The organism is Amycolatopsis sp. VS8301801F10, assembly GCF_046195355.1.
GTDB lineage: Bacteria > Actinomycetota > Actinomycetes > Mycobacteriales > Pseudonocardiaceae > Amycolatopsis.
Window position 1 is genome coordinate 7,746,300 of the sequence record NZ_CP176065.1, and the last position, 24,246, is coordinate 7,770,545.

The window sequence follows — 24,246 nt, forward strand, 5'->3', positions numbered from 1 at the left end:
GCCCTCACATCCGGAAGACGCCGAAGCCGCCTTCGACGCCCTTCACTGGTCCGTTGTGGATCGCCGACAGGCTCAGCCCGAGCACCGTGCGGGTGTCGCGCGGGTCGATGATGCCGTCGTCGTAAAGCATGCCGGAGAGGAACATCGGCATCGATTCCGCCTCGATCTGGTTCTCCACCATGGCGCGCATCGCGGCGTCGTTCTCCTCGCTGTACTCCTGGCCCCGGCTCGCCGCCGCGGCGCGGGCCACAATGGACAGCACGCCGGCCAGCTGCGCGGGCCCCATCACCGCGGACTTCGCGCTCGGCCAAGCGAACAGGAACCGCGGATCGTAGGCCCGGCCGCACATTCCATAGTGTCCGGCCCCGTAGGACGCTCCCATGAGGACGGACAGGTGCGGCACCTTCGAGTTCGACACCGCGTTGATCATCAGCGCGCCGTGCTTGATGATGCCGCTCTGCTCGTATTCCTTGCCGACCATGTAGCCGGTCGTGTTGTGCAGGAACACCAGCGGCGTGTCGATCTGGTTGGCCAGCTGGATGAACTGCGCGGCCTTCTGCGATTCCTCGCCGAAGAGCACGCCTTGGGCGTTGGCCAGGATCCCCACCGGGTAACCGTGAATGCTCGCCCAGCCGGTGACCAGGCTCGGCCCGTACAGCGGCTTGAACTCGTCGAAGTCCGACCCGTCCACGACGCGCGCGATCACCTCGCGCGGGTCGAACGGGATCTTCAGGTCGGTCGGCACGATGCCGAGCAGGTCTTCGGCGTCGAACAGGGGCTCGGAGTAGTCCGGTTTGGGCGCCGGGCCCTGTTTGGTCCAGTTGAGCCGCTTGATGATGCCGCGGCCGAGCCGGATCGCGTCCTCCTCGTCGACCGCGAGGTAGTCGGCGAGCCCGGACGTGCGCGCGTGCATTTCCGCGCCGCCGAGGGATTCGTCGTCGGATTCCTCGCCGGTCGCCATCTTGACCAGCGGCGGCCCGCCGAGGAACACCTTCGCGCGTTCCTTCACCATCACCACGTAATCGGACATGCCCGGCAGATACGCGCCGCCCGCGGTCGAGTTGCCGAAGACCAGCGCCACGGTCGGGATTTTCGCCGCCGACGACCTGGTCAGATCCCGGAATACCCGGCCGCCGGGAATGAAGATTTCCTTCTGCGTCGGAAGATCCGCGCCGCCGGATTCGACCAGATTGATCACCGGCAGCCGGTTCTGCGCCGCGATGTCCGCCGCCCGGAACGACTTCTTCGTCGTCCACGGGTTGCTCGCGCCGCCCTTGACGGTCGGGTCGCTGGCCGAGATCAGGCATTCGACGCCCTCGACGACGCCGATCCCGGTGATCACGCTCGCGCCCACCTTGTAGTCCGAGCCCCACGCGGCCAGCGGCGACAGCTCCAGGAACGGCGAATCCTCGTCCAGCAGGAGTTCGATCCGCTCACGCGCCAGCAGTTTCCCGCGCTTGCGGTGGCGTTCGACGTACTTTTCACCGCCGCCTGCCACCGCTTTGGCGTGTTCGGCGTCGATCTCCGCGAGCTTCTCCAGCATCGCCTCGCGGTTCGCGGCGAACTCGGCGGCCCGGGTGTCCACTGTGGACCTAATTGTGGTCATGCGGTGTATCCCAATCGCTTCGCGGCCAGTCCGGTCAGGATTTCGGTGGTGCCGCCGCCGATGCCGAGGATGCGGACGTCGCGGTAGTGCCGTTCCACTTCGGACTCGCGCATGTAGCCGAGCCCGCCGTGCAGCTGCACCGCCTCGTTCACAACCCATTCGGCGGTCTGCACCGCGGTGTTTTTCGCGAAGCACGCCTCGGCGATCACTTCCTCGCCGGAGACGTGCCGGAGCGCGACCTGCCGCGCGTACGTCCGGGCGACGTCGATCTTGCAGGCCATCTCGGTCAACTTGTGCTGCACCAGCTGCCGCGAGATCAGCGGACGCCCGAACGTCTCGCGCATCCGGCACCAGTCCAGCGTCAAATCCAGTGCCCGTTGCGCGTGCGCATACGCTTGCACCGCCAGCGAAAGCCGTTCGGTGACGAACTGCGTCGCCACTTGCGCGAACCCGCTGTTCTCCGCGCCGACCAAGTTCTCCGCCGGCACCCGGACGTCTACATAGGACAACTCCGCGGTGTCCGAAGCCGCCCAGCCCATCTTCTCCAGCTTGCGCGACACCGTGAACCCAGGCGTCCCGCGCTCGACCACGATCAGCGACAGGCCGTGCGCGCCAGCCTCGCCGGTTCGGACCACTGTGGTCACGAAATCCGCGCGACACCCGGAGGTGATGAACGTCTTGGCCCCGTTGATCACATACTCGTCGCCTTCGCGCACCGCCGTGGTGCGGATTCCGGCGACGTCGGAGCCGCCGTCCGGCTCGGTGACCGCGAGCGAACCGATCTTCTCGCCTTCGAGAGTCGGCCGCACCCAGCGTTCGATCTGCACCGGATCGCCGGCCTCGACGATGTGCGGCACCGAAATCCCGCAGGTGAACAACGAAGCGAACAGCCCGCCGGAACCGCCCGCGTAGTGCATTTCCTCGGCGACCACGAGCGCGTCGAGATAATTGCCGTCGCCGCCGCCCGCGGATTCGGGGAACGCGACCCCGAGCAGACCGAGCTGTCCCGCCTTGCGATGCAGGTCGCGCGGCAGTTCCCCGGCTCGCTCCCACTCGTCCAGGTGCGGCAGCACGTCCTTCTCCACGAACCGGCGCACCGTCGCGCGCAGTTCGATGCGTTCCGGCGTGCGGAACGGATCCACGGTCACAGCAGAGCCTCCGGGACGTCGAGTTCGCGCGCCCGCAGCCATTCGCCGAGCGCTTTCGCCTGGGGATCGAACCTGGCCTGCGAAGCGACGCCGTCGCCGAGAATGCCCTCGACCACGAAGTTCATCGCCCACAGGTTCGGCAGCAGATGCCGGGTGACCGGCAGTCCTTCGGTTTCCGGGAGCAGCCGGCGGAATTCCCCGACGGTCAGCCGGTGCACGAGCCAGCGCCAGGCTTCCTCGGACCGCACCCATACGCCGAGATTCGCGTTGCCGCCCTTGTCGCCGCTGCGCGCACCGGCCACCAAACCCAGCGGTACGCGCCGCACCTTGCCCGGCTGCAACGGTTCCGGCAGCACCGGTTCGTCCACTTCGGACAACTCAAGCGTCGCAGCGGCGGGTGCGATGTCCACCCTGGACCCGTCCGGCAGCACCGCGACATGCGGAACCGCGGCAGCGTCCACAAAGGCCGCCGAGTAGACCCCGAACGGCGACGCGTCCGAAGGCGGCGCGGTCACGTGGAATCCCGGATAGCTCGCGAGCGCCAGCTCGATCGCCGCTCCGCTGAACGCTCGGCCGGCGATCTTCGGATCATTGTCTTTCACCGCGACGTGCAGCAGCGCGCTGGCGCGTTCCTCGGTGTCGGCGTCCGGGTGATCGGTGCGCGCGAGCGTCCACCGGACCTCGGCTGGCGGACGCTTCGCCAACGCGCCTTCCAGCTGTTCCCGTACCAGAGCGGCTTTTTCCTCGATGTCCAGTCCAGTCAGGACGAACGTCGTCTCGTTCCGGAAGCCGCCGAGCCGGTTGAGGCACACCTTCAACGTCGGCGGCGGCGCTTCCCCGCGCACCCCGCTGATCCGCACCCGGTCCGGTCCGTCGTCCGACAACGACAACGTGTCGAACCGCGCCGTCACATCAGGATTCGCATACCGCGCACCGGTGATCTCATACAGCAGCTGCGCGGTAACGGTGCCGACATTCACCACGCCACCGGTGTCCGGATGCTTCGTGATCACGCTGGAGCCATCCGCGTGGATCTCCGCGATCGGGAAGCCCGGCACGCCGATCGGCTGTTCCCGGAAGAACGAGTAGTTCCCGCCGGTCGCCTGCGCGCCACATTCGATCACGTGGCCCGCCGCGACCGCTCCGGCGAGCGCGTCGTAGTCGTCGCGAGCCCAGCCGAAGTGCGCCGCCGCCGGTCCGACGATCACCGACGCGTCCGTGACCCGCCCGGTCACCACCACGTCCGCACCGGCCTTCAGACATTCCGCGATGCCCCACGCGCCGAGATAAGCGTTGGCAGTCAACGGTTTCTCGAAGCCGAACTCGTCCGCGCGCGCGATCAGGTCGTCGCCTTCGACGTGCGCGACGCGAACCTCGAGACCGAGCTTCGCGGCCAGTTCGCGCAACGCGCCGGCCAGCCCGGCCGGGTTGAGCCCGCCCGCGTTCGCGACGATCCGGACGCCCTTGTCCTTCGCCAGCCCGAGATTCTCCTCCATCTGCCGGAGGAACGTCTTGGCGTAGCCGCGCGCCGGGTCCTTCATCCGGTCGCGGCCGAGGATGAGCATGGTCAGCTCGGCGAGATAGTCGCCGGTGAGGACGTCGAGCGGGCCGCCGGTCAGCATTTCCCGCACGGCGGAGAACCGGTCGCCGTAGAACCCGGACGCGTTCCCGACGCGCAACGGCGCGCTCACGCGAACTGCCCCGGCTCGCGCCCCGCCCCGGGCGGCCCGGCGAACGCCTGCGCGATGCCGAGCCATTCCTCGACGTCCGCGCCCGTCGCGACCAGGTCAGTGTCCGCCGGATGCCGCCGCTGCGTCACGACCAGGCAGAAGTCGAGCGCGCTGCCGGTCAGCCGCTGCTCCGCGTCCTCCGGCCCGAACGCCCAGGTACTGCCGTCGGGCGCGGTCAGCTCGACCCGGAATTCCTCGGCCGGCGGCGCGAGCGAATGCAGTTTGTACGCGAAATCGCGCGTCCGCGTGCCGAACCGGGCGATGTGCCACAGCCGTTCGGCGGGCTCGCGCGTGACGCCGAGCGCGTCGGCGATGTCCTGGCCGTGCGCCCAGGTCTCCATCATCCGCGCGGTCGCCATCGACGCCGCGCTCATCGGCGGGCCGTACCACGGCAGCTTCTGGCCGTCCGGCACCGCGGCGAGCGCCTCGGCCAACGCGGCCCGTCCGGCGCGCCACTGCGCCAGCAGCTCGGCCGGGGGCAGCTGAGCCCCGTCTTCGGCGCCCTGGTCGACGTAGTTTTCGCCGATGCTCAACAGGTTTTCGACCTCGGACTGCCAGTCCTCCGGCCGGCTCGCGGAGATCAGCGATTTGCCGTCGGTCCACGCCAGATGCGCGACCTGATGCGCGATGCTCCACCCCGGCGCCGGCGTCGGCCGCGCCCAGTCCTCGGCGGGCAACCCGGCGACCAGGTCGTCGACCGCCTGCGATTCGGCCGCGAGATCCCGGAGGATCCCCGCGAGATCAGCCATTCCTGCGCCTCCCTGCGTCCGCCGCACCACCTCGTGCGGGACTCAGCGTGGCCCCTGGCGAGAGAAAAATCAAGCGCGCCTGATTGTTTTCGGCCCGGCCGGTCGGGGAGGGAGCCGGAGCCCCTCCCCGACGGCAGGTCAGCGCGAGGTGTCGATCACGCAGAACCGGTTGCCTTCCGGATCGGCCAGCACCACGAAGTCCGGATCCTCCGGATAGAGCGGCCAGTCCACCCGCCGCGCCCCCAGCCCGACCAGCCGCTCGACCTCCGCCGCCTGGTCCTCGGCGTCCCCCGCGTACAGGTCCAGATGCACCCGCGGCACCTCCTGCACCGGCACCGAACTCCGCTGGAACGCCACCCTCGGCCCGTCCCCGGCAGCGGGCCGCAGCACCACGAACTCCGTCGCGTCGTCCCGTCGCACGTACCCCAGCGCCTCGCTCCAGAACGCGACCGCGCGCTCCATGTCCTCGACTCCCAGCACCACCGTGCCCACTTTCAGCATGCTCCGAGCATGCCCAGGCCAGCTCCGCCCAAGCGTTATTGACGCCGTGAAAACAAGGTCCTACCGTCCTCCCATGGACTCCTACGCGGAGATCGCCTACGAGGTCGCCGCCAAGGTCGCGACCGTCCGGCTCGACCGGCCCGAAGCCCGCAACGGCTACACGATCCGGATGGCCGACGAACTCGCCGACGCCCTCGACCGGGCCGACCGCGACGAGGACGTCCGCGCGGTCGTGCTCGGAACGACCGGCAAGGACTTCTCCGTCGGGGCCGATCTCTCCTCCGGCGGCTTCGACTTCGGCGACCGCCCGCCGGACGACTGGCAGGAACCCGCCGGCCGGGTGTCGAAGCGGATCTTCACCATGAACAAGCCGGTCGTCGCCGCGTTGCGCGGGGCGTCCGTCGGCGCGGGCATCACCATCACGCTGTCCTGCGACTACCGGTTCGCCTCGACCGATTCCAAGTTCGGCTTCGTCTTCACCCGCCGCGGGATCTACCCCGAAGGCGCGTCCGCGTGGTTCCTCCCCCGGCTCGTCGGGATGGGCGCGGCCGTCGACTGGATGGTCAGCGGGCGACTCTTCGGCCCCGACGAAGCGCTCCGATCCGGCCTCGTCCACCAGATCCACGACCCCGACGACGTCCTCGCGCAAGCGCAAGCCAAAGCGAGGGAGATCGCCGAAACCACCGCCCCGGTCGCGGTAGCCGTGACCCGGCAGCTGCTCTACCGGATGGCCTCGGCCCCGTCGCCCTTCGACGTCCACCAGGTGGACTCGAAGCTGATCTCCCAGCTGGGCTCGAACCCCGACGCCGTCGAAGGCATCGCTTCCTTCTTCCAGAAACGACCGCCCGAGTTCCCGTTGCGCGTGGACCGCGATCTGCCGCCCTACCTGCCCTGGATCGACGAATGACCGACTACCCGCCCGAACCGTGGCACCTCGCCGCCGACGCGTGCCTCTCGATGTGGCGGGTCCCCGCCGCCGAACTGCCCGCGTTGCCCGCCGGCGCCGAACCCCTGCTCCTCGGCGGCCAAGCCGCCGTCTTCACCGCCTGGCTCGACTACCTGCCGTCCGGCCAGCTGAGCTACCACGAGCTGTTGTCCTGCGTCGCCGTGCGCGGCCGCGGGCTCGCCGCGTCGATCACCGGCATCTGGGTCGACAGCGAGATCTCGCGCGCGGGCGGGCGCGAACTCTGGGGCATCCCGAAGGAACTCGCGGCCTTCACTTTCACCGGCGGGCGCACCTTCACCGCGGCGACCTCCGACGACTGGATCGCCACCGCCGCCTTCACCCCGCGCCTCGGGCTCCCGATCCCGCTCCCGGTACGCTTCGAGATCGCTCAGGACCGCGACGGCCGCCCGCTGCGCACCCCGGTCGAGTGGCGTTCGAAGCCCCGCGCGGCGGCCGCCGACTGGTCGGTCAACCCCGCCGGGCCACTCGGCTTCCTGGCCGGGAAACGGCCCGTGGCCAGTGCGGCACTGACCGCTGCGAAGCTCCGTTTCGGATCTTGCCCTCGGTGATCGGGTAACCCGCCAGAGTGAGTCCGACACGCCATACCTTGGGTCCCGTGCGGGCCTTCACCCCAACATGTAGTCTCTGGGAACCGGCAGCCCCCAGCGACGGGGAGACCGCTTGAAGAGGGCGGCCGGGCTGTTTCGCCGAAACCGCAGCGCATGGCCTTGACGGCCGTGTGCCGCTGCAACGCGCCCATTTCGAGGAACTGTTGGAGACACGCATGTCAGTGGAAACCGGTCAGCGGCCGCCGTCGGCGGCGGAGGGGGCCCCGAGCGCGGTCCGCGTCATCCGGCGGGACGGAAGCGTCTCGCCCTTCGACGCGGGCAAGATCTCGGTGGCGCTGACCAAGGCCTTCCTCGCGGTCGAGGGCGGCGACGCCGCCGCGTCCTCCCGCGTGCACCACGTGGTCGCGGAGCTGACCGAGCAGGTCGAGGCGGCTCTGCTGCGCCACACCGGCCCGGAGACCGCGCTGCACATCGAGCAGATCCAGGACCAGGTCGAACTCGCCCTGATGCGCGGCGAGCACCACAAGGTCGCCCGCGCCTACGTGCTGTACCGCGAAGAGCGCACGAAGGCCCGCGAGGCCGCCGCGCCGGCGTCGGCCGAGGTCTCGCTGAACGTCAAGGGCGCCGACGGCACGCTGCGCCCGCTCGACTGGGCGCGCGTTTCGCACGTCGTCGGCGAGGCCGTCGCCGGGCTCGAGGACGTGTCCGCCGAGCCGGTGCTGGCCGAGGCCAAGCGCAACCTCTACGACGGCATCACCGCCGACGAACTGGCGCTCGCGCAGATCATGGCCGCGCGCGTGCTCGTCGAGCAGGAGCCGAACTACTCGTTCGTGTCCGCCCGGCTGCTGCTGGACAAGCTGCGCGGCGAGGCGCTGAGCTACCTCGCGCGGAAGCCGCGCCAGGCCAGCCAGGACGAGATGGCGACCGAATACCCGGCATACTTCCGCGCCTACCTGCGCCGCGCGGTCGAACTGGAACTGGTCGACGGCGAGCTGCTGCGCTTCGACCTGGACAAGATCACCGCCGCGATCCGCCCCGAGCGCGACCTCGACTTCGGCTTCCTCGGCCTGCAGACCCTGTACGACCGGTACTTCCAGCACCACAACGGCGTGCGGTTCGAGCTGCCGCAGGCGTTCTTCATGCGCGTGGCGATGGGCCTGGCGATCCGCGAGGACGACCGCGAAGCCCGCGCGATCGAGTTCTACGAACTGCTCTCGACGTTCCACTTCATGGCGTCCACCCCGACGCTGTTCAACAGCGGCACCAACCGCGCCCAGCTGTCGTCCTGCTTCCTGACCACGGTGGACGACGACCTGGACTCGATCTTCCAGGCGTACAAGAACAACGCGCTGCTGGCCAAGTACTCCGGCGGCCTCGGCAACGACTGGACCCCGGTCCGCGGCCTCGGCGCGCACATCAAGGGCACCAACGGCCAGTCCCAGGGCGTCGTGCCGTTCCTGAAGATCGCCAACGACACCGCGGTCGCGGTCAACCAGGGCGGCAAGCGCAAGGGCGCGGCCTGCGCGTACCTGGAGACCTGGCACGTCGACATCGAGGAATTCCTCGACCTGCGCAAGAACACCGGCGACGACCGGCGGCGCACGCACGACATGAACACCGCCAACTGGGTCCCGGACGAGTTCCTGCGCCGCGTCGAGGCGAACGCCGAGTGGACGCTGTTCTCGCCGAACGAGACGCCGGACCTGCACGACCTCTACGGCAACGCGTTCGCGCAGCGCTACCGCGAGTACGAGGCGGCCGCCGCGCGCGGCGAGATCAAGGTGTTCCGCAAGGTCCGCGCGGTCGAACTGTGGCGGCGGATGCTGACCATGCTGTTCGAGACCGGCCACCCGTGGATCACCTTCAAGGACCCGTGCAACCTGCGTTCGCCGCAGCAGCACGTCGGCGTCGTGCACTCGTCCAACCTGTGCACCGAGATCACGCTGAACACGAACACCGAAGAGGTCGCGGTCTGCAACCTGGGCTCGGTGAACCTGCTCAAGCACGTCACCCCTTCCGGGCTGGACACCAAGCGGCTCGAGAAGACCGTGCGCACCGCGGTCCGCATGCTCGACAACGTGATCGACATCAACTTCTACACGATCCCGGAGGCGCGCCGTTCCAACCTGCGCCACCGTCCGGTCGGCCTCGGCATCATGGGCTTCCAGGACGCGCTGTTCGAGCTGGGCGTGCCGTTCGCGTCGGAAGAAGCGGTGAAGTTCGCCGACGTCTCGATGGAGCACCTCTCCTACTACGCGATCTCGGCCTCGACCGACCTCGCCGAGGAGCGCGGGCAGTACCAGACGTTCGAGGGTTCCCTGTGGAGCAAGGGAATCCTGCCGATCGACTCGATGCAGCTGCTCATCGACGCCCGCCAGGGCGACGGCCTCGACGTCGACACCTCGACGACGCTGGACTGGGCCCCGCTGCGCGAGCGCGTCAAGACCGTCGGCATGCGCAACTCGAACGTGATGGCGATCGCGCCGACCGCGACGATCTCCAACATCTCCGGCGTCGGCCAGTCGATCGAGCCGCTGTTCCAGAACCTGTACGTCAAGTCGAACATGTCCGGCGACTTCACCGTCGTGAACCCGCACCTGGTCAAGAGCCTCAAGGCGCGCGGCCTGTGGGACGAGGTGATGGTCAGCGACCTGAAGTACTTCGACGGCAGCCTCGGCCAGATCGACCGGGTGCCGGACGACCTCAAGGCGCTGTACGCGACCGCCTTCGAGATCGAGTCGAAGTGGATCGTGGACGCCGGTTCGGTGCGGCAGAAGTGGATCGACCAGGCGCAGTCGCTGAACCTGTACATCGCGGCTCCGAGCGGGCGCAAGCTCGACGAGCTGTACCGCTACGCCTGGCACAAGGGTCTCAAGACCACGTACTACCTGCGGGCGCAGTCCGCGACGCACGTGGAGAAGAGCACCCTGCGCGGCACCGACGGCAAGCTGAACGCCGTCTCCGCCACCCCGGCTCCGGCTGCTCCGTCCGCCGCTTCCCCGGCGGCCGCGCCTTCCCCGGCGCCGTCGCCCTCGCCGTCGCCCTCCGCTGCGGTCCCGGCCGCCGCGCCTTCTCCGGCCCCGTCGCCGTCCGCTGCGGTCCCGGCCGCCGCCCCCGCGCCGTCGCCGTCGCCCGCCGCGGCCGTCCCGGCGGAGCCGAAGGAGATGCCGAAGACCGACGTCGACTTCGTCGCCACCGAGGGCGCGGCCTGCCGGATCGACGACCCCGACTGCGAAGCCTGCCAGTAGTGCCTCGTGAGTGGCGATCACGGTTCTTACCGGGATCGCCACTCACGACCCCCCGACTCCCAAGGTGACCTGAATGACGAACGTGGAAACGACGGACGCGACCGGCCTCGGCGAAATCGAGGTCGGCGCGGCCCGGATCAACGTCGACGACAAGCGCATGATCAACGCGCGCGCCGACGTCAACCAGCTGCTCCCGATGAAGTACAAGTGGGCCTGGGACAAGTACCTCGCGGCGTGCAACAACCACTGGATGCCGACCGAGGTCGCGATGCAGGCCGACATCGCGCTGTGGAAGTCGCCGGACGGCCTGACCGAGGACGAGCGCCAGATGCTGAAGCGCAACCTCGGCTTCTTCGCCACGGCGGAGTCGTTGGTGGCCAACAACATCGTGCTCGCGGTGTACCGGCAGATCACCAACCCGGAGTGCCGCCAGTACCTGCTGCGCCAGGCCTTCGAGGAGGCCGTGCACACGCACACCTTCCAGTACATCTGCGAAAGCCTCGGCCTGGTCGAGGGCGAGCTGTTCAACATGTACCGCGAGGTGCCGTCCATTTCGGACAAGGACGCGTGGGCGCTGAAGTACACGCAGAACCTGGAAAACCCGGACTTCGAAACCGGCACGCCGGAGGCCGACCAGGCGTTCCTGCGCGACCTCGTTGCATTCTACGTGATCTTCGAAGGCATGTGGTTCTACACCGGTTTCGCGCAGATCCTGTCGCTGGGCCGGCGGAACAAGATGGTCGGCATCGCCGAGCAGTACCAGTACATTCTGCGCGACGAATCGATCCACCTGAACTTCGGCATCGACTGCATCAACCAGATCAAGATCGAGAACCCGCATCTGTGGACCGAAGAATTCCAGGCCGAGGTCCGCGGAATGCTGCAGGAAGCGTGCGAACTGGAAGTCGCCTACGCCCGCGACACCATGCCGCGCGGCATGCTCGGCCTGTCGGCTGACCTGTGCGAGCAGTACATGCACTTCATCACCGACCGCCGCGCGCAACAGATCGGCCTGCCCCCGATCTACGGCGAGAACGAAAACCCGTTCCCCTGGATGTCGGAAGCAATGGACCTGAAGAAGGAAAAGAACTTCTTCGAAACCCGGGTCATCGAATACCAGTCCGGCGGTGCCCTGGACTGGGACTGATCCCACACCGAGGACCCTGCTGAAATTCGGCCGCGCCTGCCAAGGCGTGGCCGAATTTCATCTACCCAGGGAACAACTTGGCCCGCCCCGTACAGCTAGCCCCACCCCGATACGAAGCCTCCCTGCGGTCTGAGGGTGGCTGCCAAGGCATCTTGCCCAAACCCTGAAACTGACACACTTTCCCCATTTGGCTCACGAAACCGTGGTTTCTCCAGGTCCAGAGCGCGCCAAGTACGCCCCAGAGCCTCGCCCTGCGCCACGGTAGTGCCGCCTTCCTTTGCGTAGTCGACGCGCCAGGATAACGGGTCGTGCGCCGCGATCTCCGTAATCGCGTTACCCGGCTTCCCCGAGGAACCACGCGAAAAGGTCGAAGGCGCGGTTGCAGTAGGGGTCTGCCTCCACTTCATGGTCGGCGACGTGTTCGGGTATGCCCGACCGCAAGAGTGCCGCGACCTCGCCGAGAATCGAGGCGCTCGCGGTGCTGACGGACGCTGCGTCGTCCTCGGCGAGAGGAAGGTCGACGGCGATAGTGTCGCCGGATTCGTAGTACGTCAGGTAGGCACGTAGTTTTCCGTTGCCGGTCTTCATGAATCCTGACAGGAAAATCGGGAAGACTTGCCGGAACTTCTGAACATCGTGCACGCTCGCGGCCGGGTCGATGTTTAAGCTTGCCAGGCTCAGGAACAGCGATGTGCTGGCCGGATCGTCCGGGGAGCCGACGCCCCGGGCTTCGAAATCAGTAATGGACGGGTCGTTCGCCAGGGCGGCGAGCGCGTTGTCCAATCCGACTACGAAATCCGTTGACGATATCGGCGATCCGTCGTTGCCCGTGAGCTGAAACCGGACCGACAGCGTCGAACGGCTTTGTGCTGACAATGGCACCGAGAGAACGGCGAGGAATCTGTCGGCGGACGAGCGGACGATCCCGATGACTGACGGGCTGCGCTTGAACTGGAGCGGCGCGGTCAGCTGCACCGCCCGGTCGAGGATCTGTCGGTACGCTCCGTCGAGGACGTGCCGAGCCGGGTGGCCCTGAGCTGCCCCAGAGCCACCCGGCGACGCAGCAGCCACGTTGGCTTGCTCAGTTGACGACGTCGGGGCAGACGTTGACGCCTTCGCAGAATGCGGTGATCGTTCCGATCGGTCTCCCATCCGGCGTAGTGTACTGGCCGTCTGACGTGCGGGGAGCTTGTTCGTTGATCACTCGAACAATGACGAAAATGTCACCCTGGGCGTCCACGAGGAAGGCCAGATATTCCAAGTGGGTGCCGTTCGACTTGTCCGGGTCCGGAAAGTTGTTTTCGTACGCGGCTTTGATGGCGCGTTCCGTACGGATGTTGTGCGAGACTGCGTAATGCACGTAACCAAACGCCGTGTTGCCGTGCCGGGTCGGGAGATCCCTCCCGCTCAGATCCCGATGCGCCCAATCGATCTTGTACCACGGCTGCGGCGGATCGGGCAGGCTGGCACCCAGGGGAAGCTCTTTTTTCGGAGCGTCCACAGCGGGTGGTTTGCCGAATCTTGCCCGGTACTGCGCCTCGGACAGGAGCAGCAAGGTCGAAGGTTGCCGGCCTTGCGCCGCAACTCCAGCAGCGACGTCCTCCGCGTGAGCCGCCGGTACGGCGATTGCCGACAACGCCAGCGATGCGCCAAGGGCGGCAATGACCGCTCCCAGCTTGGATTGCTTTTTCAAATTCCCTCCCCGGAATTTTTTTAATCAGACTTCGGCAGCCTCATGGAATGACCGCATGATCCGAAGTCCCGTGCTCCAGTAAACGAGGCGGGTCCGCTGCCTTGAACCGCCATTTGGCGGATCTTGGCAGGCAGCATCAATCGCACGTGAAGATATTTCGTAAAGGTAGCAGGAGGCCGTTGTGATCACGCTCGCCTTGGCAATGATATGCACTGCCCTCATTTAATCCTTGCTTTATGTGCAGTCCGCGCGCTACCGGCGGCGGTTCGTTCAGGCGATCGTCGGCGTGATGGGGACCGCTACGGCGAGGCCGAGCCAGCGCTGCAGCACACCCGGTCCGCGCAACCCGCGAACCGATCCTCCCCAACCCCACCAGTGCCGGGCGACTCGCCCAGCCGCCCGACACCCCCAGAATCACCCGAACGGCAGTCCCCCGAAGTATTGTCATCCCGTCAATAACAAGGGACCGTGGACCCGACCGATACCCTGGCCGGGAGGTGGTCACCATGACGGACGTGACCGGAAAACCGGGAACCCCAACGGCAGGCAGCGCGCTCGGCAAAGTCGCGCACGCCGGGAGCGACAACATCACCCGGCTCTCGGAAAACCTCCGCACCCGAATCCCGCCGCTAACCGCGATCCCGTTGCCCCGCAAGCTCGACGAACGCTGGCTCGGCGCCCGCTGGCCGATCCGCGAACTCGCCGCTCCCCCACCCGGTAGCACTCTCAAACCAGTCCTAGGCGACGACGGTCCCCCGCTGATCGGCCACACCCTGGACGGCATGCGATTCGGCCTGGACTTCAGCCTCCGCCGCTTCGCCCAGTTCGGCCCGGTCTCCTGGATGGGCGTCTTCGGCCAGCGCATCGTGACCCTGTCGGGCCCCGAAGCCACCCAGACGGCCCTCGTGAACAAGGACAAGGCCTTCTCTCAGGAAGGCTGGAAGTTCTTCATCGAGCGCTTCTTCGAACGCGGCCTCATGCTGCTCGATTTCGGCGAGCACCACCTGCACCGCCGGATCATGCAGGAGGCGTTCACCCGCGACCGGCTCCGCGGCTACGTCGCCCAGATGGGCCCGGCACTGCGCGAAGGCGTCGCCGCGCTGCCGGCCGGCCGCCCACAGCTGTACTGGGCATTCAAACAGCTGACGCTGGACGTCGCGACGCAGGTTTTCATGGGCATGCGCTCGGCCGACGACGCGGAGCGGATCAACCGCGCGTTCGTGGCCGCTGTGCGTGCCGGTACCGCCGTGGTGCGCTATCCGGTGCCTGGCGGTCGCTGGGCCGCGGGTTTACGCGGCAGGCGGACGTTGGAGCGCTATTTCGGCGAGAACCTGGCGGCCAAGCGCGACGCGGACGGCGACGACCTGTTCTCCGCGCTCTGCCACGCGGTTTCCGAGGACGGCGACCGGTTCAGCGACGCCGACATCGTCAACCACATGATCTTCCTGATGATGGCCGCGCACGACACGACCACCATCACCGCCAGCGCGATGGCCTACTACCTCGCGAAACACCCGGAATGGCAAGACCGCGCCCGGGAAGAATCACTGCGCCTCGGCGACGACCTGCCCGACCTCGAAGCGCTGGAAAGCCTCGAAACGCTGGACCTCGTGATGAAGGAGGCACTGCGGCTGCGCGCGCCGGTGCCGTCACTGGCCCGCAAGACCACAAAGGACACTTCCGTCCTCGGCCACTACCTGCCGGAAGGCACGATGGTCGCGGTCTCGCCGACGCTGAACCACTACTCCCCCGAGCACTGGACCGATCCGCTGCGCTTCGACCCCGAGCGGTTCGGCCCGGACCGCCGCGAGGACAAATCGCACCGGTTCGCGTGGATGCCGTTCGGCGGCGGCGCGCACAAGTGCATCGGGCTGCAGTTCGGCGGCCTGGAGGTGAAGGCGCTCATGCACGAACTGCTGCGGGCGCACCGCTGGTCGGTGCCCGAGGACTACGTCGCCAAGTGGGACTACGTCTCGCTTCCGGTGCCCGCCGACGGCCTCCCGGCCCGGTTGGCCTATCGTTGACGGCCGCCGAGCGGGACGGAATGGTCGACAGCTGGAGACAAAACCGCAGTACAGGCCACCTTCGTGTACTCAAGGTGACTTGATGTCACCAGTTGTGTAGTGCCCATCACTCGTTCAGCCGGTAGACACCCTGTTTGGTCCGTGATGCCGTGGCATCACTTGCGGCCAACTCGTACCCAGTGTGGGTCTTCGGATCCTCCACACCGGGTCTGAGCTGGTCTTTGTCCGCGTATGAAGAGGTGGAGTGTGCCGGAGCCTGGTGCCATGCCAGGGTTGGTCGACGTCGCGCGCAAGTACGCGGCGGCGCTGACCGACACCAACGGAGTAACGCTCCCTCCCGCCGAGGTGGAGCGGCTGCTGCTCGACTTCGCCGGCGAGGTCGCCGCGCGCCCCGAGGACGCCGGCGCGACCCGGCGGTTCACCGCGCTGTTCTCCTCCGCGCCGCTCGGCATCGCGCTCACCGATTCCGCCGGCCTCGTCGTCGAGGCGAACGCCGCGCTGGCCCGGCTGCTCGGCACGTCGCCGGCCGCGCTGCGGGACAAGCACATCGCGGACCTGGCGGCCGGTCCGCAGGACGCCGAACGGCTGCGCGCCGCGCTCGACGGGCTGCCGCTGACCGCCGACGCCCGCCGGACCGTCCAGAGCGTGCAGCTCGGCCACAGCCGCGACGGCGAGCTCACCACGAACGTCACGCTCGCGGCGCTGCCCAGCGACCGGCCCGGCACGTACTTCCCGGTCTTCATGGCCGCCGATGACGACGACCTGCACCTGCTCGGCGAGCGGCTGCGGCACCAGAACCTGCACGATCCGCTCACCGGACTGCCCAACAGCGCCGCGTTCAACGCCCAGCTGGAACTCGCGCTCGGCTCGGGCGGTTCGGACGAGATCGCCTTGCTGTACCTGGACATCGACGGCTTCAAGGTGATCAACGACGGACTCGGCGCCGGCATGGGCGACCTGGTGCTGAAGGCGATCTCGCGGAAGCTGAAGTCGGTGTTCGCCGACCGGCACGAGGGCTACGTCGCCCGGCTGTCCGGCGACGGCTTCGCGGTGCTGCTGCGCGGCCCGGACCTGACCGCGCAAGAGACGGTCGAGCTGGCCGACCGGGTGCTGGAGGAACTCAGCGAACCGGTGTACGTCGACGGGCACGGCATCGGCGTCAGCGCGAGCATCGGGATCGTCGTGCGCCCGGCGAACGAAGGCAGCCACGGCGACCTGCTGCGCGCGGCCGAACTGGCGCTGCACCGCGCCAAGGAGGCGGGCAAGGCGCAGTGGATGCTGTTCGACCCGCAGCGCGACGAGCGGGACCGCAACCGCTACCAGCTCGGCGCGGTGATCGCCGGTGCGCTCGAGAACGGCGAGTTCTCGCTGATCTACCAGCCGACGGTCAAGCTCGCGAAGCCGGACGAGATCGCCGCGGTGAACGCCGGGCTGCTCTGGAGCCACCCGGAACGCGGCGAACTCGGCCCCGAGGAGTTCTACCCGCTCGCGCAGACCACCGGCATGACCGTGCCGCTGGGCAAATGGCTGCTGCAGGAATCGCTCGGCGCGACCGCGCGCTGGCGCGAGCGCTACGGCCCGGCCGCACCGGACGTCTGCATCCGGCTCCCGAAGCGGCTGGCCATCGACCCGGACCTGGTGCTGATGGTCAAGAACCAGCTCGACCGCCACCGCCTGCCCGCCCGAGCCCTGCGGCTGTGCACCGACCGCACGTCGATGTTCGACGACGAGGGCGAGGTCCTGGACTCGTTCACGGTGCTCGCCGACCTCGGCGCGCAACTCGTGCTGACCATTTCCGGATCGTCCGACCTGGAACTCATCCCGCGCCACCAGCTCCCGATCAAACACGTCATCCTGAGCGGCCCGGTAGTCGACGCACTGGCGGGCCCGGACCCGGCCGAAACCGACGTGCGGCACCTGGCGCAACTGGTCAACCGAGCGAAGGAACTGGGCCTGCGGATCGGCGCGGAAGGCGTACGCGACGCTGCGCACGCGGCCCGGCTGCGAGAGCAGGGCGTGCTGGCGGCGAGGGGTTCGTTCGTGACGGAGTCCGCTACGGGCGACGAGGTGGACGAGATGATCGCCCGGCACGCCAGCTGACCCATCCGCTCGCCCGCCCGGCTCCGAACTCCCCGGGCACGACGACCTTTCTGGAAGGACCCCTCCGCGATGCAGCCCGGCGACCTCGCCCCCGACTTCACCCTCCCCGACGACCAAGGCGTCGAACGCACCCTGTCGGCCCTCCTCGCCGACGGCCCGGTCGTGCTGTTCTTCTACCCCGCCGCGATGACGTCCGGCTGCACCGCGGAAAGCTGCCACTTCCGGGACCTGGCCGCGGAATTCGCCGAGGCAGGCGCCCAGCGCGTCGGCATCAGCCCGGACTCCGTCGGCAAGCAGCGCGAGTTCTCCGCCAAGCACGGGTTCGACTACCCACTGCTGTCCGATGTGGACGGTACGGTGGCGAAACAGTTCGGCGTGTGGCGCAAAATCCTGCCCCTGCACACGAAACGGCAGACATTCGTGATCGGGAAGGACCGGCGGGTGCTGGACGTGATCAAGAGCGAGCTGAACTTCACGGCGCACGCGGATCGGGCGTTGAAGGTGCTTCGGGAGCGCGCGGACGCCTGACCGGCACTCCTTCCCGCGAAATCGGTCTCGAAAAATCCCTCGGACGGCGACCCGGCGACGCCGGCGCGAGCGATGTAGAGGTCGTGAGGTTCGAGCGCGAAGGAGACCGGAGATGACCAAGCAGGGGGAGCAAGGATCCGGCGAGGAATGGGTGGTGGTCCGCCGTCCCGGGCTCGTCCGGCTCGCCGACTCCGCGTTGCGGGCCAGAATCGCCTCGGCGCGCGCCCGCCACCGCGGCGACACCATGATCGGCCTGGTGGCGACAGCGGCGAGGGCGGGCGCGAACGCCAAAGTCCAGTCGCACGAGCCGGACGGGGCCAGGTGGTCGATGACCGTCATCGCGAAGGACATCCCGAAAGACACTGCGCGGTGACCGGCCCGGCCAACGCGACCGAGAGCGAATCGCCGCCCGGGTACGGCGGCCGGGACCCGTCCCCGTCTTCACCAACTTCGACAACCCCATCGCCGACGGCGTCGACCCCCTCGGCCCCGACCCCACCACCGGATGGTTCGGTGGACAACGATTCGACTCCGACCCCGGAAACCCGGCCACCTCCCACAGCGACTACTGGCTTCCTCGGTCAGAATCACTAAAGTCGATGGGCAGCATTATCGCGGGAAGGCATCCATGATTTACTCCCTCCGGTCGCGTAAATTCGGTTCGCGACATCAGCGAGCAGTCATGGCGCTCATGGCCTGCCTTGTGTTCTCTCTTACTTCCTGCGGAAACGGTGACAAGGTGGAATCACCACTTTCTTTCGATCAGGCGCGAGAGGTCGCGCTGAACTCGGTTCATGCCGCCGCTGCGGCCGTCTTTCCTGCTGGGTACAAGCTGGCGGATGATTACGTTCCGCAGCTTCCTTGCACTGACGCCAGCGACCGGCCAACTGGGCAAGTTCATGCGAGCGTAAGCTTTTGGGTCGAAGGACTCGATCATGCGCGGAATAACGCCTATTTCGATGCGCTCGCGCGTTGGTGGACCAGTAACGGCTGGAACCTTGAAACAGACGATCGGCCAAAAGATCTATTTGTCAATGCTCGACGTGATGGCTACCTGATGGGAATGCAAGCGACGCCGGACGGGCGACTGAACCTCGGGGTCGACTCTCCTTGCGCATGGCCCCAAAGTGCTCCCTCGTCTGAGCCCAAGCCCTGAGAGCCTCTGCACGGGCGCGAACACCGCTTCCAGCGTGCCAACCGCGACTTTGCGGTAGATCCTTAGCTCTCAACCTGGTCCGATGCGGCCCCGAGTCGGATGCTCTGGCCGAACGTGTGGCTGTTCGGGACGCCGGGCCTGGGCGGGCGGCAGGCATGGCTCCCGCGTCAACCGGTCCTGGCTCGTGAAGTCGCAGGTCACAAGTAGGTAACCAAAAGATGCTTTGCATTGGGCGCATCTGACGCACCCAATGCCCCATTGGGGCGCGCAAACCCGCCGACACCATCAGCCTCACGCGGGCCGGTCGAGCCGCCACACCACATTCACCCCGCTGCAAGCCGACGGAATCACCCCTTCCGCCTTCTCCTCCCCCACCTTCGAAAACCCCAGCCGAGCCGGGACCGCGCCGCTGCGCACATTCTCCGAATCGTGCTTGATCACCACATGCGGAGCGTCCAGCTTCCAAGCCAGCTCCACCAGCAACGCGCTAGCCCGCGTCACATACCCCTTGCCCGTTTGGCTCTGAGCGAGCCAGTACCCGATCTCCCAGCCGTCCCCGCGCAGCATCAGGCCGCAGCTGCCCGCCAGTTCGCCGTCCGGCGAGAAGATCGCGTAGTTGTATTCCTCGCCGCTCTCCCACTGCGAAACCGCGCGCGCCAGGAACTCCTCTCCCTTGGCCTGGTCGTAACCGTCGATCGCCCAGGGCATCCAGGCGGCCAGGTGGTCCAGGGATCCCACCACAGCCGCCACCTGTGCGTCCCGGTGTTCCGGGCGCCAGCGGACGAGGGTGATCACGCCGTCGGTGAGAGTTTCCATGCGCGCCATCTTGACAGCAGAAACGGCGGCAGGCTCCCGAATTTCCGCGAGCCGCCGCCGTCCCTCGACAGAAACCTCAGTTCACCACGACGTCCGGAGGCACCTCGGTGTCGTTCTTCAGCGCGTCGAACAGCTGGCCCGACTTCTTCTTGTCCCAGTGCTGCGCCGAAGCGTCGGTGAGCGGCACCGTCGTGGTCGTGACCCCGTCGGACGAGATTCCGCGCATCGCGATCGCCAGGCCGGCCAGGTTGTGCACGTGGTCGCCGGTGTCCATGGTCAGCGCGTCCGGCGCGGAGCCCAGCAGCGGGAAGAAGTCGAACGGGTTCAGCAGGGTCCCGGGGCTCGCCACCTGGCTCACCAGCGCGCCGATGAACTTGCGCTGGTTCGCCACCCGGTCGAGGTCCGAGCGCGGCGTCGCGTCGCTGTGCCGCATCCGGACGAACCCGAGCGCCTGCCGGCCGTCGAGCTGCTGGCAGCCCGCCTTGATCTCGATGCCGGTCATCGTGTCGTTCATGTCCTTGTCGATGCACATGTCGACCCCGCCGATCGCGTCGACGATCTTCGCGAAGCCGCCGAAGCCGATCTCCGCGTAGTGGTCCATGCGCAGGCCGGTGGCCTGTTCGACCGTCTGGACCAGCAGTTTCGGCCCGCCGAGCGCGAACGCGGCGTTGATTTTGCTCGTGCCGTGGCCGGGGATCTTCACCTGCGAGTCGCGCGGAAGGCTGAGCAGCGTCGGCTTCGTCGAATTGTCCGGGAGGTGCGCGATCATGATCGTGTCGGTGCGCTGCCCGCCCGCTTCGCCGGTGTCGCCGGTGGCCAGCCGCTCCTCGTCCTCCGCGGTCAGGCCCTGGCGGCTGTCCGACCCGACGATCAGCCAGTTCGTGCCCGACGCCGCGGCCGGGCGCCCGGAGTAGTCGCCGATCGCGTCCACCCGGTTGATGCTGAACTCCAGGTACGCCCAGATCGCGCCGACGAACAGCACGAACACGATCAGCAGCGTCATCAGGACCTTGCCGACGCTCCACCGGCGGCGACGGCGCGGGCGCGGCTGCCTGCCGCCGTATTCCGGCGGGTCCTGCCGCGGCGGCGCGGGCGGCGGGGCCGGGGCCTCGCCGCGGGCGCCCATCGGCCGGGTGCGGGCGTCATACGGGCTCTGCCCTCTCCCCGGCAGCGGCAGCATCTGCGCCCGCTGCTGCTGGCGCGGGCGTGCGGGGGGCTGCGGTGGCCGGGGCGGCATCCGCCGCCTGCCGTCGTCGCCTCCGTACGTCATGGGCCTGTCTCCCCGATCCGGTGTGCGGCCGCGCGGTCCCGCGCGGTCCTCCTGCGGTGGACGTGCGGGACCCTACGCGGGTTGTCCCGGCGGGGAGAGCCGGGCTCAGCGCGGGTCGGCGAACCCGAACTGGTGGACCTTCAGATGCCCGGACCGGAACCCGGCCTCGGAGTAGGCCAGGTAGAACTCCCACATCCGGCGGAACACGTCGTCGAACCCGAAGCCGCGGATGTCGTCCCAGCGCTGCTGGAACCGCTCCCGCCACAGCTTGAGGGTGCGGGCGTAGTCCTGGCCGAACTCGCGCATCCCGGCCAGCTTCAGCCGGGTGTTCTCGCGCATCCCGTCCTCGATCGCCTGCACCGACGGGATGATGCCGCCGGGGAAGACGTACTTGTGGATCCACGTGTAGGACTTGGCCGAGGCCAGCATCCGGTCGTGGTCCATGGTGATCGCCTGCAGGCCGAACCGCCCGCCCGGGCGCAGCCGCTTGCCGATCGTGGAGAAGAACGTGGGCCAGTAGGACGCGCCGACCGCCTCGATCATCTCCACGCTGACCACCGAGTCGTACTCGCCGGTGGCCTCGCGGTAGTCGCACAGCCGCACGTCGACGCGGTCGGAGAAGCCCGCCTCGGCGATCCGCGCGTCGGCGAGCACCTTCTGCTCCTGCGAGATGGTCAGCGACGTGACCTTCGCGCCGCGCGAGGCCGCCCGGATGGACAGTTCACCCCATCCGGTACCGATTTCCAGCACCTCGCTGCCTTCGCGCACGCCCGCGTAGTCGAGCACGCTGTCGAGCTTTCGGTGCTGCGCCTGGGTGAGCGTGTCCCCCGGTCCGAACAGCGCCGAGGAGTACATCATCGACTCGTCCAGGAACGCGCTGAACAGGTCGTTCGACAGGTCGTAGTGCCGGTGGATGTTCGACCGCGCGCCCTCGATCGTGTTCTCTTCCTCGGACGGCTGCATCCGCTCGGCGAACCGGCGGAACCGCTGCAGGAACGGCGGCACGAGCGTGGCCAGCCGCTCGGCGAACGGCGTCAGCACGCCGGCCAGGTCTTCCGCGGTCCAGTCGCCGACCAGGTACGCCTCGCCGAAGCCGATCTTCGCGTCGGCTCCGAGCCGGTGGAAGAACGCCGCCGGCCGGTGGATGCGCATTTCCGGCGCGTCTGGGCCGCCCGCGCCGAGCACCGTGCCGTCCGGGAACGTGACCCGCACGGCCAGCGACTTCACCGCGTGCCGGAACAGTGCCTCGGCCGCGCGAGCCCGCAGCGGCGAATGCGGCGGCGTGGCGAGGCCGGGCCATCGGGATTCGTCGGGCACCGGCTGCGAGGCCGCTGAGACCGCTGCCGGATCGACTCGTGACGTGGACAAGACACTCCCTCCGAACGGGCTTGCGAGCCCTTCCCCATGATATTCCCGCTTCGTCCCGGGTGCCTTCGCGACCGGGCCGCGTCCTCCGGTTACCCCGGGATGCGCAGCCGGTCGCCGGAAGGGCGGGACCAGGCCTGCCGAAGAGTCTCGTCCGTCTCGCCCACTCCGATCCGGTCCAGTGTGAAAGCACACATCAGCCGGGTCCAGACCGCGGGACGGCGCAGCATCGAATGGCCTTCCCCGGCGATCTCGAACCGCGCCACCAGGTCGGTGACCTCGCGGGCGCGCGCGGCGAACGCGTAGGACTCGGCGGGCGAGGTCATCCGGTCGCGAGTGCCGTGCGCGATCAGCACCGCGCGGCCCGCCACGGCGTCCACCGGCTCGCCACGGGGCGTCCACGGGGCCAGCGCGCACACGCCGGTCACCGCCGGATCGTCGGCGACGCGCAGCGCGACCCGGCCGCCCATCGAGTGGCCGACGAGGACCACCGGCAGCCCGGGATGGTCGGCGCGAATTCGTTCCAGGGCCCAGCGCGCGTCCGGCACCGGGCTTTCCATCCGCCCGTTCCAGCCGTACAGCCGGTTGCGCATCAGCTGGACTTCGAGACCGTGCCGCCGTCCGGCGCGGTGCAGCGAGCGGGCCAGCGGCACCATCCGCTGATACGCCAGCCGCCACGGCTGGACGACCGCCGTGCTGCGTTCGGCCCCGCCGTGCAACACGAGCGCCACCGCGCGGGTCTGCCCGGGGGCCCGCCACACCCGCACGGCCGGATCCGCCTGGCCGCCTTGCCGTTTCCCGTTCACCGGCACCCCCATTCCGATCAACTCCACGGTAATCCACCACGAAGCGTGTCCACCCGATAGATTCGGTGCCCGGACCCGCGAGGAAGGGCAGGTGTGGTGAGCGCCACGGATCTCGTGAAGAGCACTTCGGACCAGCTTGCGGCGGCCGCGGAGGCCAACGCCGCGCAGGTGTCCGCCGCCGCCGATCTGCTGCTGGGGGTGATCCGGGCCGACGCGCTGGTCTTCACCGCCGGCGCCGGGCATTCGCTCGCGGCGGTCGCCGAGACGTTCTACCGCGCGGGCGGGCTCGCCTGCGTGTATCCGCTGTACCACCCGGAACTGCTGCCGCTGCACGGCGCGCAGAAGAGCACGCGCACCGAGCGCCGCTCCGGCCTCGCCGAGGAGGTGCTGGCCGAACGCGCGCCGGGACCGGACGACGTGCTGGTCGTGTTTTCCACCTCTGGCGTGAATCCGTACCCGGTCGAACTGGCCGCCGGCGCGCGCCGGCGGGGTGCCGCGGTGATTGCCGTGACCTCGCGGGCTTGCGTGGCCGCGGCGCCGCGGCGGTCCGCCACGACGCTCGTCGAAGAAGGCACTGTGGTGCTGGATTCGCTGGTGATTCCCGGCGACGCCAGCTATCCGGCGTCCGCGCCGCGCACCGGGCCGCTGTCCACTGTGGTCAATGCGTTCCTGTGGAATCTGATTCTGGCCGAGGTTTACGACCGGGGAACCGCCGAGGGGCTCGACGTTCCGCTGTGGCGCAGCTCCAATGTGGAGGGTGGCGACGCGGCGAACGCGGCGCTGCTGGCCAAGTACGAGCCTCGGGTGCCTGCCCTGCGCTGAGGACGTCGTGAGTGTTGATCAC

At 68.3% G+C, this 24,246-nt stretch carries 21 protein-coding genes; 10 read left to right on the forward strand and 11 right to left on the reverse strand.

Annotation, left to right across the window (positions count from 1 at the left end; translation table 11 throughout):
- Positions 1-4: 4 nt before the first annotated feature.
- The 5 genes from F9C11_RS35515 to F9C11_RS35535 all read right to left on the reverse strand — a co-directional run bounded on the left by F9C11_RS35515 (position 5) and on the right by F9C11_RS35535 (position 5,734).
- Positions 5-1,606 carry an acyl-CoA carboxylase subunit beta gene (locus F9C11_RS35515; RefSeq protein ID WP_409181739.1) on the reverse strand — a complete coding sequence of 534 codons (1,602 nt, stop codon included), beginning with the start codon at positions 1,604-1,606 and terminating at the stop codon, positions 5-7.
- Positions 1,603-2,754 carry an acyl-CoA dehydrogenase family protein gene (locus F9C11_RS35520; protein WP_409181740.1) on the reverse strand — a complete coding sequence of 384 codons (1,152 nt, stop codon included), beginning with the start codon at positions 2,752-2,754 and terminating at the stop codon, positions 1,603-1,605. Before F9C11_RS35520 ends, F9C11_RS35515 begins: the two co-directional genes overlap by 4 nt.
- Positions 2,751-4,445, reverse strand: coding sequence for an acyclic terpene utilization AtuA family protein (locus F9C11_RS35525; RefSeq protein WP_409181741.1), 1,695 nt, complete (start codon positions 4,443-4,445; stop codon positions 2,751-2,753). Before F9C11_RS35525 ends, F9C11_RS35520 begins: the two co-directional genes overlap by 4 nt.
- Positions 4,442-5,233, reverse strand: coding sequence for a TIGR03084 family metal-binding protein (locus tag F9C11_RS35530; protein WP_409181742.1), 792 nt, complete (start codon positions 5,231-5,233; stop codon positions 4,442-4,444). The genes F9C11_RS35525 and F9C11_RS35530 overlap by 4 nt, the downstream gene beginning before the upstream one ends.
- Before the next feature lie 138 nt (positions 5,234-5,371).
- Complete coding sequence (locus F9C11_RS35535) at positions 5,372-5,734, reverse strand: VOC family protein (protein ID WP_409181743.1); 363 nt, start codon at positions 5,732-5,734, stop codon at positions 5,372-5,374.
- Positions 5,735-5,807: 73 nt separating this feature from the next.
- On the opposite strand from F9C11_RS35535, the gene F9C11_RS35540 reads away from it, so the two are divergent.
- From F9C11_RS35540 to F9C11_RS35555, 4 genes are all read left to right on the forward strand, one after another.
- Positions 5,808-6,641, forward strand: a complete 834-nt coding sequence (locus F9C11_RS35540) for an enoyl-CoA hydratase-related protein (protein ID WP_409181744.1) — start codon at positions 5,808-5,810, stop codon at positions 6,639-6,641.
- Positions 6,638-7,249 (forward strand): acetoacetate decarboxylase family protein, encoded by a 612-nt coding sequence (locus F9C11_RS35545; RefSeq protein ID WP_409181745.1) that lies wholly within the window; start codon positions 6,638-6,640, stop codon positions 7,247-7,249. The genes F9C11_RS35540 and F9C11_RS35545 overlap by 4 nt, the downstream gene beginning before the upstream one ends.
- 215 nt (positions 7,250-7,464) lie before the next feature.
- The gene (locus tag F9C11_RS35550; RefSeq protein WP_409181746.1) at positions 7,465-10,497 is read left to right on the forward strand and encodes a ribonucleoside-diphosphate reductase subunit alpha; all 3,033 of its coding nucleotides are present in this window, start codon (positions 7,465-7,467) and stop codon (positions 10,495-10,497) included.
- A gap of 73 nt (positions 10,498-10,570) precedes the next feature.
- The gene (locus F9C11_RS35555; RefSeq protein ID WP_409181747.1) at positions 10,571-11,644 is read left to right on the forward strand and encodes a ribonucleotide-diphosphate reductase subunit beta; all 1,074 of its coding nucleotides are present in this window, start codon (positions 10,571-10,573) and stop codon (positions 11,642-11,644) included.
- Positions 11,645-11,977: 333 nt separating this feature from the next.
- On the opposite strand, the gene F9C11_RS35560 is transcribed toward F9C11_RS35555, so the two are convergent.
- The gene (locus tag F9C11_RS35560; protein WP_409181748.1) at positions 11,978-12,715 is read right to left on the reverse strand and encodes a hypothetical protein; all 738 of its coding nucleotides are present in this window, start codon (positions 12,713-12,715) and stop codon (positions 11,978-11,980) included.
- Between the two features lie 10 nt (positions 12,716-12,725).
- Entirely contained in the window at positions 12,726-13,337 is a 612-nt protein-coding gene (locus F9C11_RS35565) for a hypothetical protein (RefSeq protein WP_409181749.1), read from the reverse strand.
- A gap of 506 nt (positions 13,338-13,843) precedes the next feature.
- On the opposite strand from F9C11_RS35565, the gene F9C11_RS35570 reads away from it, so the two are divergent.
- The 5 genes from F9C11_RS35570 to F9C11_RS35590 all read left to right on the forward strand — a co-directional run bounded on the left by F9C11_RS35570 (position 13,844) and on the right by F9C11_RS35590 (position 19,145).
- Entirely contained in the window at positions 13,844-15,361 is a 1,518-nt protein-coding gene (locus F9C11_RS35570; RefSeq protein WP_409181750.1) for a cytochrome P450, read from the forward strand.
- Positions 15,362-15,625: 264 nt separating this feature from the next.
- Positions 15,626-17,461 carry a diguanylate cyclase domain-containing protein gene (locus F9C11_RS35575; protein ID WP_409181751.1) on the forward strand — a complete coding sequence of 612 codons (1,836 nt, stop codon included), beginning with the start codon at positions 15,626-15,628 and terminating at the stop codon, positions 17,459-17,461.
- A gap of 69 nt (positions 17,462-17,530) precedes the next feature.
- Positions 17,531-17,989 (forward strand): peroxiredoxin, encoded by a 459-nt coding sequence (locus F9C11_RS35580; RefSeq protein WP_409181752.1) that lies wholly within the window; start codon positions 17,531-17,533, stop codon positions 17,987-17,989.
- Between the two features lie 112 nt (positions 17,990-18,101).
- Positions 18,102-18,362, forward strand: coding sequence for a hypothetical protein (locus F9C11_RS35585; protein WP_409181753.1), 261 nt, complete (start codon positions 18,102-18,104; stop codon positions 18,360-18,362).
- Between the two features lie 309 nt (positions 18,363-18,671).
- Positions 18,672-19,145, forward strand: a complete 474-nt coding sequence (locus F9C11_RS35590) for a hypothetical protein (RefSeq protein WP_409181754.1) — start codon at positions 18,672-18,674, stop codon at positions 19,143-19,145.
- A gap of 291 nt (positions 19,146-19,436) precedes the next feature.
- On the opposite strand, the gene F9C11_RS35595 is transcribed toward F9C11_RS35590, so the two are convergent.
- The 4 genes from F9C11_RS35595 to F9C11_RS35610 form a co-directional block, all read right to left on the reverse strand.
- On the reverse strand, positions 19,437-19,961 hold the full coding sequence (locus F9C11_RS35595) for a GNAT family N-acetyltransferase (RefSeq protein ID WP_409181755.1): 525 nt from the start codon (positions 19,959-19,961) through the stop codon (positions 19,437-19,439).
- A 76-nt stretch (positions 19,962-20,037) separates the two neighbouring features.
- On the reverse strand, positions 20,038-21,231 hold the full coding sequence (locus F9C11_RS35600; protein WP_409181756.1) for an LCP family protein: 1,194 nt from the start codon (positions 21,229-21,231) through the stop codon (positions 20,038-20,040).
- A 105-nt stretch (positions 21,232-21,336) separates the two neighbouring features.
- The gene (locus F9C11_RS35605) at positions 21,337-22,599 is read right to left on the reverse strand and encodes a class I SAM-dependent methyltransferase (protein WP_409181757.1); all 1,263 of its coding nucleotides are present in this window, start codon (positions 22,597-22,599) and stop codon (positions 21,337-21,339) included.
- Positions 22,600-22,688: 89 nt separating this feature from the next.
- A complete protein-coding gene (locus F9C11_RS35610; protein ID WP_409187040.1) occupies positions 22,689-23,414 on the reverse strand; it encodes an alpha/beta hydrolase in 726 nt (241 codons plus the stop codon).
- Positions 23,415-23,495: 81 nt separating this feature from the next.
- Between F9C11_RS35610 and F9C11_RS35615 the strand changes: the two genes are divergently transcribed.
- The gene (locus F9C11_RS35615) at positions 23,496-24,224 is read left to right on the forward strand and encodes a sugar isomerase domain-containing protein (protein WP_409181758.1); all 729 of its coding nucleotides are present in this window, start codon (positions 23,496-23,498) and stop codon (positions 24,222-24,224) included.
- The last annotated feature ends 22 nt before the right edge of the window (positions 24,225-24,246 follow it).

Coding starts and splice junctions, on each gene's coding strand:
- F9C11_RS35515 (WP_409181739.1), bottom strand. CDS start 1,606: ATGACCACAATTAGGTCCACAGTGGACACCCGGGCCGCCGAGTTCGCC.
- F9C11_RS35550 (WP_409181746.1), top strand. CDS start 7,465: ATGTCAGTGGAAACCGGTCAGCGGCCGCCGTCGGCGGCGGAGGGGGCC.
- F9C11_RS35535 (WP_409181743.1), bottom strand. CDS start 5,734: ATGCTGAAAGTGGGCACGGTGGTGCTGGGAGTCGAGGACATGGAGCGC.
- F9C11_RS35540 (WP_409181744.1), top strand. CDS start 5,808: ATGGACTCCTACGCGGAGATCGCCTACGAGGTCGCCGCCAAGGTCGCG.
- F9C11_RS35585 (WP_409181753.1), top strand. CDS start 18,102: ATGACCAAGCAGGGGGAGCAAGGATCCGGCGAGGAATGGGTGGTGGTC.
- F9C11_RS35595 (WP_409181755.1), bottom strand. CDS start 19,961: ATGGAAACTCTCACCGACGGCGTGATCACCCTCGTCCGCTGGCGCCCG.
- F9C11_RS35570 (WP_409181750.1), top strand. CDS start 13,844: ATGACGGACGTGACCGGAAAACCGGGAACCCCAACGGCAGGCAGCGCG.
- F9C11_RS35580 (WP_409181752.1), top strand. CDS start 17,531: ATGCAGCCCGGCGACCTCGCCCCCGACTTCACCCTCCCCGACGACCAA.
- F9C11_RS35530 (WP_409181742.1), bottom strand. CDS start 5,233: ATGGCTGATCTCGCGGGGATCCTCCGGGATCTCGCGGCCGAATCGCAG.
- F9C11_RS35610 (WP_409187040.1), bottom strand. CDS start 23,414: ATGGGGGTGCCGGTGAACGGGAAACGGCAAGGCGGCCAGGCGGATCCG.
- F9C11_RS35575 (WP_409181751.1), top strand. CDS start 15,626: ATGCCAGGGTTGGTCGACGTCGCGCGCAAGTACGCGGCGGCGCTGACC.
- F9C11_RS35590 (WP_409181754.1), top strand. CDS start 18,672: ATGGCGCTCATGGCCTGCCTTGTGTTCTCTCTTACTTCCTGCGGAAAC.
- F9C11_RS35545 (WP_409181745.1), top strand. CDS start 6,638: ATGACCGACTACCCGCCCGAACCGTGGCACCTCGCCGCCGACGCGTGC.
- F9C11_RS35555 (WP_409181747.1), top strand. CDS start 10,571: ATGACGAACGTGGAAACGACGGACGCGACCGGCCTCGGCGAAATCGAG.
- F9C11_RS35600 (WP_409181756.1), bottom strand. CDS start 21,231: ATGACGTACGGAGGCGACGACGGCAGGCGGCGGATGCCGCCCCGGCCA.